Annotated in this window: 17 protein-coding genes and 1 pseudogene; 11 read left to right on the top strand and 7 right to left on the bottom strand. The window is 67.9% G+C overall.

Translation table 11 applies throughout. The features are described 5' to 3' along the window. The first annotated feature begins 37 nt into the window (after nucleotides 1–37). The 5 genes from ACT3CF_RS02295 (at nucleotide 38) to ACT3CF_RS02275 (ending at nucleotide 5424) form a co-directional block, all read left to right on the top strand. Entirely contained in the window at nucleotides 38–550 is a 513-nt protein-coding gene (locus tag ACT3CF_RS02295; protein ID WP_478420111.1) for a DUF2306 domain-containing protein, read from the top strand. 62 nt (nucleotides 551–612) lie between these two features. Further along, nucleotides 613–1539: a bifunctional riboflavin kinase/FAD synthetase gene (locus ACT3CF_RS02290; protein WP_478420110.1), complete on the top strand. Its 927-nt coding sequence runs from the start codon at nucleotides 613–615 to the stop codon at nucleotides 1537–1539. Between the two features lie 111 nt (nucleotides 1540–1650). After that, nucleotides 1651–4497, top strand: a complete 2847-nt coding sequence (ileS, locus tag ACT3CF_RS02285; RefSeq protein ID WP_478420109.1) for an isoleucine--tRNA ligase — start codon at nucleotides 1651–1653, stop codon at nucleotides 4495–4497. Next, nucleotides 4497–5018, top strand: coding sequence for a signal peptidase II (gene lspA / locus ACT3CF_RS02280; protein WP_478420108.1), 522 nt, complete (start codon nucleotides 4497–4499; stop codon nucleotides 5016–5018). The genes ileS and lspA overlap by 1 nt, the downstream gene beginning before the upstream one ends. Further along, nucleotides 5011–5424 (top strand): DUF3035 domain-containing protein, encoded by a 414-nt coding sequence (locus tag ACT3CF_RS02275; protein ID WP_478420107.1) that lies wholly within the window; start codon nucleotides 5011–5013, stop codon nucleotides 5422–5424. Before lspA ends, ACT3CF_RS02275 begins: the two co-directional genes overlap by 8 nt. A 140-nt stretch (nucleotides 5425–5564) precedes the next feature. Here ACT3CF_RS02275 and ACT3CF_RS02270 read toward each other — a convergent pair whose 3' ends face one another. The 4 genes and pseudogenes from ACT3CF_RS02270 to ACT3CF_RS02255 form a co-directional block, all read right to left on the bottom strand. Next, complete coding sequence (locus ACT3CF_RS02270) at nucleotides 5565–6329, bottom strand: TorF family putative porin (RefSeq protein ID WP_478420106.1); 765 nt, start codon at nucleotides 6327–6329, stop codon at nucleotides 5565–5567. A gap of 233 nt (nucleotides 6330–6562) precedes the next feature. Then, complete coding sequence (locus tag ACT3CF_RS02265) at nucleotides 6563–7030, bottom strand: RidA family protein (protein WP_478420105.1); 468 nt, start codon at nucleotides 7028–7030, stop codon at nucleotides 6563–6565. A 9-nt stretch (nucleotides 7031–7039) separates the two neighbouring features. Next, nucleotides 7040–7689 (bottom strand): annotated as a pseudogene (locus tag ACT3CF_RS02260) (HAD family hydrolase). Continuing rightward, nucleotides 7686–7967, bottom strand: a complete 282-nt coding sequence (locus ACT3CF_RS02255) for a DUF3572 family protein (protein WP_478420104.1) — start codon at nucleotides 7965–7967, stop codon at nucleotides 7686–7688. The pseudogene ACT3CF_RS02260 and the gene ACT3CF_RS02255 overlap by 4 nt, the downstream one beginning before the upstream one ends. A 34-nt stretch (nucleotides 7968–8001) precedes the next feature. On the opposite strand from ACT3CF_RS02255, the gene ACT3CF_RS02250 reads away from it, so the two are divergent. After that, the gene (locus ACT3CF_RS02250) at nucleotides 8002–8403 is read left to right on the top strand and encodes a response regulator (protein WP_478420103.1); all 402 of its coding nucleotides are present in this window, start codon (nucleotides 8002–8004) and stop codon (nucleotides 8401–8403) included. Nucleotides 8404–8508: 105 nt separating this feature from the next. Continuing rightward, nucleotides 8509–8763 (top strand): hypothetical protein, encoded by a 255-nt coding sequence (locus tag ACT3CF_RS02245; protein ID WP_478420102.1) that lies wholly within the window; start codon nucleotides 8509–8511, stop codon nucleotides 8761–8763. A gap of 166 nt (nucleotides 8764–8929) precedes the next feature. Here ACT3CF_RS02245 and rpmG read toward each other — a convergent pair whose 3' ends face one another. Further along, on the bottom strand, nucleotides 8930–9097 hold the full coding sequence (gene rpmG / locus ACT3CF_RS02240; protein ID WP_095997823.1) for a 50S ribosomal protein L33: 168 nt from the start codon (nucleotides 9095–9097) through the stop codon (nucleotides 8930–8932). A 168-nt stretch (nucleotides 9098–9265) separates the two neighbouring features. Between rpmG and ACT3CF_RS02235 the strand changes: the two genes are divergently transcribed. Next, nucleotides 9266–9835: a TMEM165/GDT1 family protein gene (locus ACT3CF_RS02235; RefSeq protein WP_478420101.1), complete on the top strand. Its 570-nt coding sequence runs from the start codon at nucleotides 9266–9268 to the stop codon at nucleotides 9833–9835. Nucleotides 9836–9956: 121 nt separating this feature from the next. Then, nucleotides 9957–10454, top strand: coding sequence for a Dps family protein (locus tag ACT3CF_RS02230; protein ID WP_478420100.1), 498 nt, complete (start codon nucleotides 9957–9959; stop codon nucleotides 10452–10454). 79 nt (nucleotides 10455–10533) lie between these two features. Here the strand turns inward: ACT3CF_RS02230 and ACT3CF_RS02225 are convergent, their stop codons facing one another. Beyond that, nucleotides 10534–10848, bottom strand: coding sequence for a hypothetical protein (locus tag ACT3CF_RS02225; protein ID WP_478420099.1), 315 nt, complete (start codon nucleotides 10846–10848; stop codon nucleotides 10534–10536). Nucleotides 10849–10979: 131 nt separating this feature from the next. Between ACT3CF_RS02225 and ACT3CF_RS02220 the strand changes: the two genes are divergently transcribed. Next, nucleotides 10980–12569, top strand: a complete 1590-nt coding sequence (locus ACT3CF_RS02220) for a cisplatin damage response ATP-dependent DNA ligase (protein ID WP_478420098.1) — start codon at nucleotides 10980–10982, stop codon at nucleotides 12567–12569. A 135-nt stretch (nucleotides 12570–12704) separates the two neighbouring features. Here ACT3CF_RS02220 and ACT3CF_RS02215 read toward each other — a convergent pair whose 3' ends face one another. Next, nucleotides 12705–13475: a cold-shock protein gene (locus ACT3CF_RS02215; RefSeq protein WP_478420097.1), complete on the bottom strand. Its 771-nt coding sequence runs from the start codon at nucleotides 13473–13475 to the stop codon at nucleotides 12705–12707. 229 nt (nucleotides 13476–13704) lie between these two features. On the opposite strand from ACT3CF_RS02215, the gene ACT3CF_RS02210 reads away from it, so the two are divergent. Then, nucleotides 13705–14514 carry a TerC family protein gene (locus ACT3CF_RS02210; RefSeq protein WP_478420096.1) on the top strand — a complete coding sequence of 270 codons (810 nt, stop codon included), beginning with the start codon at nucleotides 13705–13707 and terminating at the stop codon, nucleotides 14512–14514. Nucleotides 14515–14593 lie beyond the last annotated feature (79 nt).

Below are 14593 nucleotides of genomic sequence, written 5' to 3'. Positions count from 1 at the left end.
GCGCCCGGCAGGATCGGCGGCAACCCAGGAGGCATTCATGACCCGTTCCACGATTTCCGCCATTGCCGTCCCCGCTCCCGCCCGGCTCGACCGGCTGGTCCTGATCGCCGGCAGCGTCGCCGGCGGTGCCATCCTGCTCGCCATTGCGCATGGTCTTGTGAGCGGCGCCATCGCAAGGTCAAGCGGTTACAGTCTGTGGCTGACGCTGCATCTGGTATCGGTGATCCCGGCGCTGCCGCTTGGCGCCTATGTCCTGCTGCGCCGCAAGGGTGATGCGCTCCACCGCGCGCTCGGCCGGATCTGGGCCGTGCTGATGCTGGTCGCCGCGCTGTCGAGCCTGGCGCTGCACGGGATCACCGGCGGGTTCAGCCCGATCCACCTGCTGTCGCTGATCGTGCTGGTGATGGTGCCGCGCGGGATCGTCCAGGCGATCCGTCACGACATCGCCGGGCACCGCCGCACGATGACGCTGACCTATCTGGGGCTGTCGGTCGCCGGGCTGTTCACGCTGCTGCCGGGACGGCTGCTCGGCACCTGGCTCTTCGGCTGAGCGCGCCGCCGCGCTCGCCCCGGCCATTGGCATCGGCGCCGGCAATCCCTATAGCCACGCGCATGCAGCGGCTGGACGGCGGCTCGGCGGTTCCGCCTCCCTTCCGGGGCGCGATCGTTGCGCTGGGCAATTTCGACGGATTCCATCTCGGGCACCAGGCGGTGGTCGGCCGCGCCGTGGAGCGCGCGCGCGCCGAAGGGCGCCCGGCGGTCGTCGCCACCTTCGACCCGCACCCGCGCCGTTTCTTTCAGCCCGACGCCGCCCCTTTTCGCCTGACCACGCTCGACCAGCGCCAGCGGCTGTTCGGCGCGGGCGGCGCTGACGCGATGCTCGTCTTTCATTTCGACGCAACGCTCGCGCGACTGTCGGCGCGCCAGTTCGCCGAGCAGCTGGTCGAGACGATCGGCGCGGGCGGCGTGGTGACCGGCGAGGATTTCACGTTCGGCAAGGGGCGCGAGGGCAATGTCGCGATGCTCGCCGCGCTGGGCGCCGAACTCGGTTTCACCGCCGAGACCGTCGCCGCAGTGAAACTTGACGGGCACGTCGTCTCGTCGAGCGGGATCCGCGACCATCTGTGGGCCGGGCGTCCGCGCGAGGCGGCAGCGCTGCTGACGCGGCCGTTCGCGATCGAGGCGGTGGTCGAAGGCGGCGCCAAGCTGGGCCGCCAGCTCGGCTACCCAACCGCCAACATGCGGCTGGGCAGCTATCTGCGCCCGGCCTATGGCATCTATGCCGTGCGCGGGCAGCTTGCCGACGGGCGGCTGCTCGACGGCGTCGCCAATCTGGGCATCCGGCCCAGCTTCGACCCGCCGATCGAGTTGCTCGAAAGCCATTTCTTCGATTTCGCGGGCGACCTTTACGGGCAAGCCGTCGAGGTGTCGCTGATCGACTATCTGCGTCCCGAGGCGAAGTTCGACAGTCTCGACGCGCTGACGGCCCAGATGCACCGCGACGCGGCCGAGGCACGCGCGCGGCTTGCCCAGCGTTGACGCCGACGCCCCCGATCGTCGCGGGACGGGCACAAAAATCGCCTCCCCGGCCCCGACAGCGGCGGCAGAGGGATGACTTCGCCCCCCACACAAGCTAATCCCGCGCGACCCATGACTGACGCAACCGACACCCAGCGCGACTGGCGCGACACCGTCTTCCTGCCGAAGACCGATTTCCCGATGAAGGCCGGCCTTGCAAACAAGGAGCCCGCCATCCTCGAGCGCTGGGCGCGAATTAAGCTCTACCAGAAGCTGCGCGAGGCCCGCGCCGGCCGCGAGCGCTTCCTGCTGCACGACGGCCCGCCCTACGCCAATGGCGACATCCATATGGGCCATGCGCTCAACAAGATCCTGAAGGACATCGTCGTCCGCTCGCAGAGCCTGATGGGCAAGGACGCGCCCTATGTCCCCGGCTGGGACTGCCACGGCCTGCCGATCGAGTGGAAGGTCGAGGAAGCCTATCGCGCCAAGAAGCTCAACAAGGACGAAGTCGCCCCCGTCGCCTTCCGCGCCGAATGCCGCGCCTATGCCGAAAAATGGGTGGCGGTGCAGCGCGGCCAGTTCGAGCGGCTCGGTATCCTGGGCGACTGGGACGATCCCTATCTGACCATGAAGTTCGACGCCGAGGCGCGGATCGCGGGCGAGCTGCTCAAGTTCGCCGAGAGCGGCCAGCTCTATCGGGGCGCCAAGCCGGTGATGTGGTCCCCGGTCGAAAAGACCGCGCTGGCCGAGGCCGAGGTCGAGTATGAGGACATCACGTCGACGCAGATCGACGTGGCGTTTGAGATCGTGGAGACCAAATCACCGGTCATCCAAGCTTTGATGGACCGGGGCTGGCGAGTAAGTGCCGTCATCTGGACCACCACGCCGTGGACCATCCCTGTCAATCAGGCACTCGCGTACGGGGAGGACATTGACTACGTCCTGTTTTACGAAGGCGGCAGCACCGACCATTATGTCGTCGCCGCGGATCTCGCGGAGGCTTTCGCGAAGCGTACTGGCTTGGTACCAGGCCCTGATACGTTCGCCGCACCTAGCGTTGGTGACCATGGCGCTACTGCGTACGCCGATCGCCTGAAAGGCACCGAGCTGGCCGGCACGGTAGCCCGTCACCCGATGCATGCGCTCGGCGGGTTCTTCGCCAAGCCGCGGCCGTTCCTGCCCGGCGACTTCGTCACCACCGATGCGGGTACCGGCCTCGTCCACATGGCGCCGGATCATGGCGAGGACGACTTCCTGCTGTGCAAGGCGCACGGCATCGATCCGGTGTTCGCGGTGGATGCGGGCGGCATGTATCGCGCCGACTGGGCGTGGCTCGGCGGCCAGGGGAGCGTCATCAACAAGAAGTTTGTGAGCGCGGACGGCCCGATCTGTTCGGACCTGCGCGCCGCAGGGGCCCTGCTCGCCGCCTCGGACGACTTTCAGCACAGCTATCCGCACAGCTGGCGGAGCAAGGCGAAGATCATCTTCCGCTGCACGCCGCAATGGTTCATTCCCATGGACAAGCCCACGCCCGCACCGGGCGCGGGTGCTTCGGACAGCAACGCTCCCACGCTCCGCGAAGTCGCGCTCGACGCGATCGAGCATACCCGCTGGGTGCCGGAACGCGCGATCAACCGCATCCGCGCGATGGTGGAGGGCCGCCCGGACTGGGTGATCAGCCGTCAGCGCGCCTGGGGCGTGCCGATCGCGCTCTACGTCAACCGCGCCACCGGCGACTATCTGCGCGACCCGGCGGTCAACGCGCGTATCCTCGATGCCTTCCGCGCCGGCGGGGCCGATGCCTGGTTCCAGGCCGATCACCAGCAACTGCTCGGCCCCGACTATGCGCTCGCCGACTATGAGGTCGTCACCGACATTCTCGACGTGTGGTTCGACAGCGGCTCGACCCACAGCTTCGTGATCGAGGCGCGCTATGGCGAGGGTGTCCGCGCCAACCTCTATCTCGAAGGTTCGGACCAGCATCGCGGCTGGTTCCAGTCGTCGCTGCTCGAATCGTCGGGCACCCGCGGCCGGGCGCCCTATGACGCGGTGCTCACCCATGGCTTCGCGCTCGACGGCCAGGGCAAGAAAATGTCCAAGTCGCTCGGCAACGTCGTCGATCCGCTGAAGATCATCGGCGAGAGCGGCGCGGACATCCTGCGCCTCTGGGTCGCGCAGACCGACTATTTCGACGACGTCCGCATCGGCAAGGAAGTGCTGGCCGGCACCGGCGACGCGTACCGCAAGATCCGCAACACCTTCCGCTATCTGCTCGGCGCGCTCGACGGGTTCGGCGAGGCCGAGAAGGTGGCGGTGGCCGACATGCCCGAGCTGGAGCGCTATGTGCTCCACAAGCTGGCGGCGCTCGATGCGGAGCTGCGGTCGGCGGCGGAGGCGTTCGAGTTCAATCGCTATGCGCGTGCGCTCGGCGACTTCATGAACGAGGACCTCTCGGCCTTCTTCTTCGATATCCGCAAGGACTGCCTCTACTGCGATGCGGAGACCGATCCCAAGCGCCGTGCCTATCGCACCGTGCTGGACGTGCTGTTCCACGCGCTGGTCCGCTACGCTGCGCCGATCCTCGCCTTCACCGCCGAGGAAGTTTGGCAGGCCCGCTTCCCCAGCGAAGACGGATCGGTCCACGAGCTGGAATGGCCGGTGCTGCCGGAAGGCGCCACGGTCGAGCATGACTGGACCGCGATCCGCGCGCTGCGCCAGACCGTCACCGAGGCGATCGAGCCCTATCGCCGCGAGAAGAAGGTCCGCTCCAGCCTCGAGGCCGAAGTGACCGTGCCGACGCTGCCGATGCCGGCCGAGGAGCTCGCCGAGCTGTTCATCGTGTCGAAGGTGGATCAGGGAGCCGATGTCACGGTGACGCCCACCGAGCGCCACAAATGCGGCCGGTGCTGGCGGCATCTGCCCGAGGTGACGCAGGACGGCGCGCTGTGCGACCGGTGCGAAAAGGTGGTCGGCTGATGGGACGGATTCGCACGATCGGGCTCGCCGTGGCGCTGCTCGTCTTCCTGATCGATCAGGCGACCAAATGGTATGTCACCGGCCCGCTGGGGCTGAACATCCAGGACGCGGCGCTGACGCTGCTGCCGATTTTCGACCTGCGCTTCGTCAAGAATGTCGGCGTTTCGCTGGGGCTGTTGTCGGCCAGCAGCGAGGCGATGCGCTGGGCGCTCGTCGCGATGACCGGCGCGATCGCGGCCGGCGTCGCCACCTGGATGTTCCGCGAGCGACGGCTGGCCGACGTGTCGGCGCTGGGGCTGGTGCTGGGCGGTGCGCTCGGCAACATCCTCGACCGGACGCGGCTGGGCTATGTCGTCGATTTCGCCGATCTTCATTTCGGGAACTGGCGTCCCTTTTTGGTCTTCAACGTCGCCGACGCCGCGATTACGATCGGCGTGCTCATCCTGTTGATCCGGGCGCTGTTGGTGCGTGACAAGCAAGCCGCAAAGCCGGCACCTGTGGAGAATCAAGTCAATGCGTAAGGTTATTCTGATCGCGGCCGGCGTGGCGCTTATTGGCTCGCTCTCCGCGTGCAGCAAGCGCGGGTTCGATCGCGCCCGTCCCAACGAATTCGCGGTGGCGCGCCAGGCGCCGCTGGTGATCCCGCCCGATTTCGCGCTGGTCCCGCCCCAGCCCGGCGCCGCGCGTCCGCAGGATACGGCACCGTCGCAGCAGGCACTCGACGCGCTGTTCGGCGGGTCGCAGGCCCGCAGCGCCAGCGAGAATGCGACGCTGGACGCCGCCGGACGCACGCTGGCCGATCCCGCCGCGCGCACCACGGCGGGCAGCCCGACGACCAATTCGGTCGACAAGGGCACCGTCACGCGCGACATCATCGCCGCGCCGCAGGGTGACGGCCAGGCGGCGAGCGTCCGCACGCCGCAATAAGCCGCCGCCCCGTCGCGGGCAGCGCTGCATGAAAAAGGGGCCGGGCGCCGATCATGGCACCCGGCCCCTTTTCGTTGCGGTCGGGCAGGCCCGGCGGCGACCCGCCCGACGGCAGGCCGTCCGCGCTCAGCCGCCGCGCGTCAGAAGGCGACGCCCAGCGACGCGACCACGCCCGACTTGCTGGCATTCTTGCCGCTGGGGGTGATGAAGTCGCCGTCGGTATCGACATAGGAGATGCCGAGCGTCAGCACCTTGTGCGTCACTGCGACGCCCAGGTTCCAGTCGGTATATTCCTTGCCGATCGACAGCCAGCTCGGTCCCCAGGTGTGGCCGAGATGGCCGGTGAGCGAGATCGGCGTCTTGGGAATTGCGAGCGACAGGTCGCCCGCCAGATAGACATTGTCCTTGGCCGGGCCGATCTGATCGAGCGCCAGCGGCTTCTGCTTGGGCGCATAGGCCAGGCTCAGCTTGCCCGTCGCCGGTCCCAGCGTGTGCGCGACCGAGACATAGGGCTCGATGAAATCCGAGCTCGAACGATCGCCGCTCAGCTTCGACTTGGGATAGACGTAATAGAGTACGCCCACGTCGAAAGTCGTGCCGTTGACCGTCTTCTTGTAGCCCGCAATGAGGTCGAGCTCCTGATGGCCGCGGCCCGAGGCCGTGACATAATCGTCGGTCGACGACCCCCAGGCCGAGACGTACAGGCCCGATTCGTGGCTGACGGTGATGCTGCCCTGCACCGCGACATTCTTGTCGGTCTGCGAAATGCCGCGGAAGCGATAGTCGCTGACGATCGTGGCGGTGCCGTTGATCGTGATCGCGGGCGGGGGCGCCGTGTCTTGCGCAAAGGCCGGACCGGCTGCGCAGACCATGGCGGCGCCAAGGGCGAGCAGAGAAACGCGCATGGAAATCCCTTTCAGTTCAAAGTCGCAAGGGTTCCAGCCTGCTTGTCGAGCGCCCGTGTCTTTTTGGCCTGAGCCTGCGCGGCGTCGCTTCGACTTGGACCAAGCTGCCGCACGTCGTCGCGCTGCACAACGGTTTTCGCGCCGCCGCGCAACAATCCAGCAATAGTGTGGCCCCGCCGCCACGGGTGGGCGACGGGGCCGACGCTATTCGAACAGGAAAATGAAAGGCGAGATCAGCCGCGCACGGCGACGATGGCATCGACCTCGACCGCGGCGCCCAGCGGCAGCGCCGCGACGCCGACCGCGCTGCGCGCATGCTTGCCCGCATCGCCGAACACCGCCTGCATCAGCTCCGATGCGCCGTTGGCGACCTTGGGCTGATCGGTGAAACCCGGGGTCGAGTTGACGAAGACGCCGAGCTTGACGATGCGCGCCACGCGCGAAAGGTCGCCGTCGAGCGCGCGGCGAATCTGCGCGATGAGCATCAGTGCGCAACGCTGCGCCGCCTTTTCGCCGAACGCCAGGTCGCGATCCTCGCCCAGCCGCCCGGTCATCACCGCGCCGTCCTCGAACGGGAGCTGCCCGGAGATGTGGAGCAGCCCGCCCGCCTCGACCACGGGAACATAGGCCGCGACCGGCGCCGCTGCCTCGGGGAGCGAAAGGCCGAGCGCGGCCAGCTTTGCTTCGATCATGTCGGTCATGTCCCGGGGTCAACCACCCGCCGCGCGCGCGGTCAACCCCCCGGCCGCCGCGTCGGCAAAGCGGGCGAGGATCCAGTCGCGCGCCGCGGCCCAATCGTCGATCCGGGCATGGGCGTGCGCCGCCGCGGGGACGTGCGGGGCAAGCTGCGGCTCGGCGATCATGTGCAGCCGCAGCACGTCGGGCGCATGTGCGGCCACCGATTCGTGGTGCGCGGGCAGGTCGTCGACGAACACCGCGACGCTCGCGCCATGTCGGCGACGATCTCGGCGACGCGCGGTCCCTTTGGCCCCTGGTTGCACTCGACGCGGTGCGCGATGCCGTGCCGTGCGAGCTGGGCGATACGATGGTCGCGGCAATCGTCGCCCAGATTGGTCAGCACGACGATGTCGGCGACCGCCGCGATCGACGCCAGCGCCTCGCGCGCATGCGGAACCAGCGTCTGCCGGTCCATCTCCTGCGGAAAGAAACCCTCGACGAGCGCCCACATCCGGCGCCGGTCGATCGGCGGTGCGGCAGGATCGCGCGGACGCATCGCCCGTTCGAACTCGGTGCCGTCCAGGACCAGATCGATGTCGTGCGCCTCGTCGAGCCAAGCCCCGAAATGCCGCACCATGTGCAGCAGCACCTCGTCGCAATCGGTAATCAATAGCGGCTTCATGCACACTCCAGCTGTATTCGCGCCGCAACCAGCCGCGCGGGATCGACGTTCAGCGCGTCGGCACAGGCAACCAGATCGGGCTCATGCGATTCGAGAAAGGTGAGCACGGCGCCAAGCAACAAGGGGTCGCCTGCGCGGGCGCGCAGGCCGGCGGGGTCAAGTCCCGTCAGATCAAGCAGCCGTTGCGCCCGCCCCGCCTCGCCGAGCGCCCAGGCAAGCGCCGAAAGCGCGATCGCGGCAGCTTCGTCTTGTCCCGGATTTGTGTCGCGCGCTGCCATGGCCTAATCCACTCTGCAAATCATGGGGTCTGGCGTGACAAAAAGGGTGCTCGTTGTCGAGGACAACGAACTCAATCTCAAACTGTTCTGCGACCTGTTGCGCGCGCACGGCTTCTCGGCCGAGCCGGTGAGCGACGGGCGCGAGGCGGTTGCGAAGGCGCGCGAGATCGCTCCCGATCTTGTGGTGATGGACATTCAGATGCCGCACGTCACCGGGCTCGAGCTGATTCGCGAGATGAAGGTCGATTCGCGATTGCGCGCGATCCCGATCATGGCGGTCACCGCCTATGCCGGGCGCGAGGACGAGGAGCGTATCCGGGCCGCCGGCGCCAATGCCTATGTCTCCAAACCCATCTCGCTCGCGCGCTTCATGGCGGAAGTCCGGGCGCTCGTCCCCGACGCGGCGGAAGCTGCGGAAGAGCCGTCGAACGGCTGAACGGCCAGGCGACCGCCCGCCCCGCCTTGTCGCACCGGCGGGCGCGCACCATCTCCCTCGTCAGCGGAGGCGAACGCGATGGTCAGCACGTCGAACGAGGGCATCATGAGCGAATTGCTGGTTCGCTATGCCGCCATCCACCGCCGGCCGGCGGCGCGCGGCGCGGAACTGCTCGAAACGCTCTATCTCACTGACTGTTATCGTGCCGGAGCGGATATGGCCGCGGCCCGACGCACCTATGACCCCGCGATGTGGGCAGGCGTCGACGCCGATTCGATCGCGGTGCGACTGGACGGGCTCGCGCACTTCATGGCGCGGTTCGCCCGTGAGCGCATGGCGCTGTGGGGCGTCGCGCGCTGAAGCGCCGGCAGCCGGGCGCAAGACGACCCACCGCCCGCGCCGCGTGAAGCGCAGGCGCGCCGGCGTTGGCCGAGCCCCTTCTCAAAGCGAATACGCGCGACGGTGCGACGGGAATCCTGTTCCCGTGCCCCGCGGCGAAAGCCGGTAGGCGCCGAAGCGCCGAAGCTTACTTGATCTTGGCTTCCTTGAACTCGACGTGCTTGCGCGCGACGGGATCATATTTGCGGAAGCTCAGCTTCTCGGTCTTGGTGCGCGGATTCTTCTTGGTGACGTAGAAGAAGCCCGTATCCGCCGAGCTGACGAGCTTGATCTTGACAGTGGTCGGCTTGGCCATGACCCGAAAACCCTTGAATCGTGCGAAAAGAAAAGAGCGGCGCGCGCCGGGCGCACCGCTGTCAGACGCGGGCGGATGCGCGAGTCTTGGGCAAAAGTCAAGGCTGATGGGTGCTTCACGCGCCCTTAACGGGCATAGGGCCATCGGTTGCGTTGCGGGGAAAAGTCCATGGAAGCGTTTGTTCCGGCCGTCTTGCTGGCCATCCTGACCCAGATCGGTGATCGGCCGGCCGCCGCCGCAGCAGGACTCGCGACGCGATTCGGCCGGCCGTTGCTCGTGGGCACGATTGCGCTGATCGTCCATCTGGTCGCCAATGGCGTCGCCGCCGCGATCGCGGTCTTCGCGCCGCTGCAGCTCGGCAGCGATGCCTGCACGCTGTTCCTCGGCGCGGCCATGGTGATGACGGGCGTGTCCGGCCTGCTGACCGAGCCGGCCGCGCCCGCACCCGGCTGGCTGCCCCGGCACCCCTTTCCGAACATCGTCGCAAGCCTGTCGCTGTCGGTGCTGGGCGACCGGACGACCTTGCTGACGCTCGCCTTGGCCGTCGCGCCGGGCATGGCGCCCTATGCGGGCGCGGGCGCGGGGCTGGGCGCGGGCGCGATCGGCATGATCGCCGCGCTGGGCGGACGTCCGCTGTGGGATCGCCTGCCCGCCCGGCCGGTCCGGAGCGTCACCGGGCTGATCCTGCTGGTGATCGGCCTCTATCTGGCGGCGTCGGCGCTGCATCTGATCGGTTGAACGCGACCGCACCTGATCGGACGAATCGATCAATGTGATTGCAGATTCCCGCGGGCGTCGCGTGCAACCAAGGCCTATACCGGTCGTTGAGCAGGCGAACCGATCCAGGAGGGAAACGACAATGGCAGATACCAAGGCCGCGCTTCAGACCCCGACCGACCTCAACCGCAACGAGACCCGCAGCGTCGCCGACGCGCTGAACAGCGCGCTGGCCGACTGTTTCGCACTCTATTTCAAGACCAAGAACTTCCACTGGCACGTCTCGGGCCCGCATTTCCGCGACTATCACCTGTTGCTCGACGATCAGGCGACGCAGATTCTGGGCATTACCGACGCGATCGCCGAGCGCGTCCGCAAGGTGGGCAACACCACGCTGCGTTCGGTGGGCGACATCGCCCGTCACCAGACGATCGCCGACAACGACGCCGACTTCGTGTCGGCGGCCGACATGCTCGCCGAGCTGCGCGACGACAATCTGAAGCTGGTCGAGAGCTTCCGGACGGTGAAGCAGGCCGCCGAGGATGCCGGCGACAACGCGACGAGCGGAATCGTCGACGACTGGACCGACCAGGCCGAGGAACGCGCCTGGTTCCTGTTCGAGGCCAGCCGCAAGGGCTGAAGCCTACACCCTGAAACGAAAAGGGGGGAGGACGGCCCGGCGGCCGCCCTCCCCCTTTTTGCGTCCGCGATGCCGACGGTTACTTGATCGCGGTGAGGTCGTCGCTGACCTTCTTGAGCACTTCGTCGCTGAGCGCACCGTTCGACATCGGCTGGAGCTGGCGCAGGCTCATCGCCTTGAACTGGTCGAACGCCGGGTGCGTGCTCAGCCCCGGCAGATCGGCTTCGATCACGGCCTTGGCCTTGGGATCGGCGACCAGCGCCTCGATCGGCGTGTCGAGCGAAAACTTCGGGGCCGCAGGTGCGGCGGTGGCCGCGGCCGGCTTGGCGGTCTGGGCATGGGCAACCGGGACCAGCGCCAGCGACAGCAGCGCAGCAGAAACGACGAGCTTCATGAAGTATTTGCTCCCGCAAGGTCCGCGCGCCATGCGCGGATCGCGGGCACAGTCTAACGCAGCCGCCGGCACCCGACCAGCCCCGCGCATCGGGGGTAGCGCCGACCCGCGACTGCCCCCATCTTGGCGACATGCGCGCCTTTGCGGACCTGCTTGATCGCCTGATCTACACGCGCGCGCGGAACGCCAAGCTGCGGCTGATCGGCGAGTATCTGCGCGCGACGCCCGATCCCGACCGCGGCTGGGCGCTGGCGGCGCTCACCGGCGCGCTCGATCTTCCGGCGATCAAGCCGGCGCTGATCCGCACGCTCGTCGAATCGCGCGTCGACCCTGTGCTGTTCGCGCTCAGCCGCGACTTTGTCGGCGATTCGGCCGAGACGGCAGCGCTGCTGTGGCCCGCCCCGGCCGACGGCGAGGGGACGCCGCGCCGACTGTCGGAGGTCGTCGAGACGCTGGCGGCGCTGAGCCGCGCCGACGCCCCGGCGGTGCTCGCGGACCTGCTCGATCACATGGACGCCGACGAACGCTTCGCGCTGCTCAAGCTGGCGACGGGCGGGTTGCGCGTCGGCGTCTCCGCCCGCCTTGCCAAGACCGCGCTCGCACAGGCGTTCGACCTCGACGTCGCAGCGGTCGAGGAGGTGTGGCACGGCCTCGCCCCACCCTATGCCGCATTGTTCGACTGGGCCGAGGGGCGCGCCGATCGCCCCGATCCGGCCGACAGCCCCGTTTTCCGCCCGTTCATGCTGGCCCATCCGCTCGAGGCCGATGCGGTCGACCTCACCGACTATGCGGCGGAATGGAAATGGGACGGCATCCGCGTCCAGCTCGTCCATGTTGCAGGGGAGACCCGGCTGTTCAGCCGCGCGGGCGACGACATTACCCACAGCTTTCCCGAAGTCGCGGCGGCCTTCCGGTTTCCCGGCGTGCTCGACGGCGAACTGCTGGTGAAGGGCAACGGCCAGGGGACCGGGCTCGGCGACGGCGGCGGCGCGGGGAGTTTCAACGCGCTCCAGCAGCGGCTGGGGCGCAAACGCGTGCCCGCCCGCATGCTCGCCGACTATCCCGCCTTTGTCCGGCTGTATGACGTCCTGTTCGACGGGCGCGAAGATGTGCGCGAGGCGCCCTGGACCGAACGGCGCGCGCGGCTCGAACGCTTCGCCGCCGCGCTGCCGGCATCGCATTTCGATCTTTCCGCCTTGATCGACGCGCCCGACTTTGCCGCGCTCAGCGAATTGCGCGCCGCAGCCCGCGACGCCCAGATCGAAGGCGTGATGCTCAAGCGGCGCGATTCGCCCTATGTCGCGGGCCGCCGCGCCGGATTGTGGTACAAGTGGAAGCGCGATCCGCTGACCGCCGACTGCGTACTCATGTATGCCCAGCGCGGCAACGGCAAGCGCAGCTCGTTCTACTCCGATTTTACTTTCGGATGCTGGGCGGATGATGGCACGTTACTTCCGGTCGGCAAGGCCTATTTCGGCTTCACCGATGACGAACTGCGCTGGCTCGACCGCTTTGTGCGAAATCACACCGCCGCGCGTTTCGGTCCGGTGCGGGAGGTCGAGAAGACGCTGGTGCTCGAAGTCGCCTTCGATTCGATCCACGAATCGCGTCGCCACAAGTCCGGACTGGCGATGCGCTTCCCGCGGATCAGCCGCATCCGCACCGACAAGCCCGCGCACGAGGCGGACCGAATCGCCGCGCTGGCGAAACTCGCCACCTGAACTGCCGGACCGGCCGACGACGTCGCCCGCCGTGATGTGCGTCCAGGTGCCCGCCCGACCGACAAAAACCGACCGACAAAAAAGGCCGGACGTCTGCACGTCCGGCCTCTTTTCGTTACGGCGCTCTGCCCGGCCTCAGCTGGCCGGGTTGAGGTTCACCGCGGCGTACTTGCCGCGACGGTCCACCTCGAGCTCGAACTCGAGCCGATCGCCCTCGTTGAGCGTCGGGAGCCCAGCGCGCTCGACCGCCGAAATGTGCACGAACGCATCCGGCTGGCCGTCGTCGCGCTGAATGAAGCCGAAGCCCTTCATCGCGTTGAAGAACTTGACGGTGCCGCTCGCGCGCTCACCGGTCAGCTGACGCTGCGGGCCACCCCGCGCGCCGCCCGGACCACCTGCGGCACCCGCCGCCGGCGCACGGTCGGTCACCGGCATCGGCTCGCCGTCGATCTTCAGCTCGGTCGCCGAGATGCGGCCACCGCGATCGACCAGCGTGAAGCCCAGCGGCTGACCTTCAGCCAGGCCGGTCAGGCCCGCCTGCTCGACCGCGGAGATGTGGACGAAAACGTCCTCACCGCCGTCATCGCGCACGATGAAGCCAAAGCCCTTCTGGCCGTTGAAGAACTTGACCACGCCGGTGGCTTCGCCAACGACCTGCGGGGGCATGCCGCGGCCACCGCCGCCGCCGCGCGGGCCGCCGAAGCCGCCGCCGCCAAACCCGCCGCCGCCACCGCCGCCGCCGAAGCCGCCGCGATCACCGAAGCCGCCGCCAAAGCCGCCACGGCCGCCGCCACCGAAACCGCGGTCTTCGTAGCCAAAGCCGCCGAAGCCCTCGTCACCGAAGCCGTCGCGCTTGTCCCTGCCGCGCCCGCCGCGATCGCCGCGGCGCCCTCTATCGAAACTCATGCCCTAATCGTCTTCCCGGTTCGCCCTAAATCAATCAAAACCCAAGCGCCGGACGAAAAACGCATGTGTTCAGGGCACAATTAGTACCCTGGGAATCAGCCATAAACCAAAACCGGACAGCGCGCGAACGAAAAACGTCTTGATTGTGGCGTTTTCGAACGGACTGCGGCGCTTGCGCCACGGCCCCGCGCCCGGCAGAGACGAGTCGTTGCCGGTTGGAGACGAAACCATGGACGCCATCAACGCCCTCATCGCCGATCCCGCCGCCTGGCTGGCGCTCGCCACGCTGATCGTGATGGAGGTGGTGCTCGGCGTCGACAACCTGATCTTCATCTCGATTCTCTCGAACAAGCTCCCCGAGGCGCAGCGGCAAAAGGCGCGCCGGCTGGGAATCAGCCTCGCGCTCGTGATGCGGCTGGCGCTGCTGTCGATGATCGCGTGGATCGCGCAGCTGACGCAGCCGGTATTCGACCTGGGGCTGACGGGCGCGGCGGGCGCGCATGGCGAGCCCAGCTTCGAAACCGCCTTTTCGTGGCGCGACCTGATCCTCATCGCGGGCGGCGTGTTCCTCGTGTGGAAGGCAACGACCGAAATCCACCACAATGTCGATCCCGATCGCGCCGATTCGGGGGCGAGCACCGGCGGTGCCGCAGTGCTCGGTTTCGGCGCGGCGATTGCGCAGATCCTGTTGCTCGACATGGTGTTCTCGATCGATTCGATCCTCACCGCGATCGGCATGACCGATCATCTGCCCGTGATGATCGCCGCGGTGCTGGTGGCGGTGGGCGTGATGCTGTTCGCGGCCGATCCGCTCGCCAATTTCATCCACCACAATCCCAGCGTGGTGATGCTGGCGCTCGGCTTCCTGCTGATGATCGGCGTGGTGCTGATCGCCGACGGATTCGGGGTGCATGTGCCCAAGGGTTATATCTATTCCGCCATGGCCTTTTCGGCCGCGGTCGAGGCGCTCAACCTGATCGCCCGCCGCAAGCGCACGCGGCGCGACGGCGATGGCGCCGGCGATGGTGCCGGGCACTGACCGCACGGCACGGACTCGGTCGGCCGCAGCGTCGACCGTTCGGGCGCGCGAACCATTGAGCCCGCGCCCGAACGCGTCT

This window comes from Sphingomonas chlorellae (genome assembly GCF_056485145.1).
This window is presented reverse-complemented; position numbering and strand designations above follow the sequence as displayed.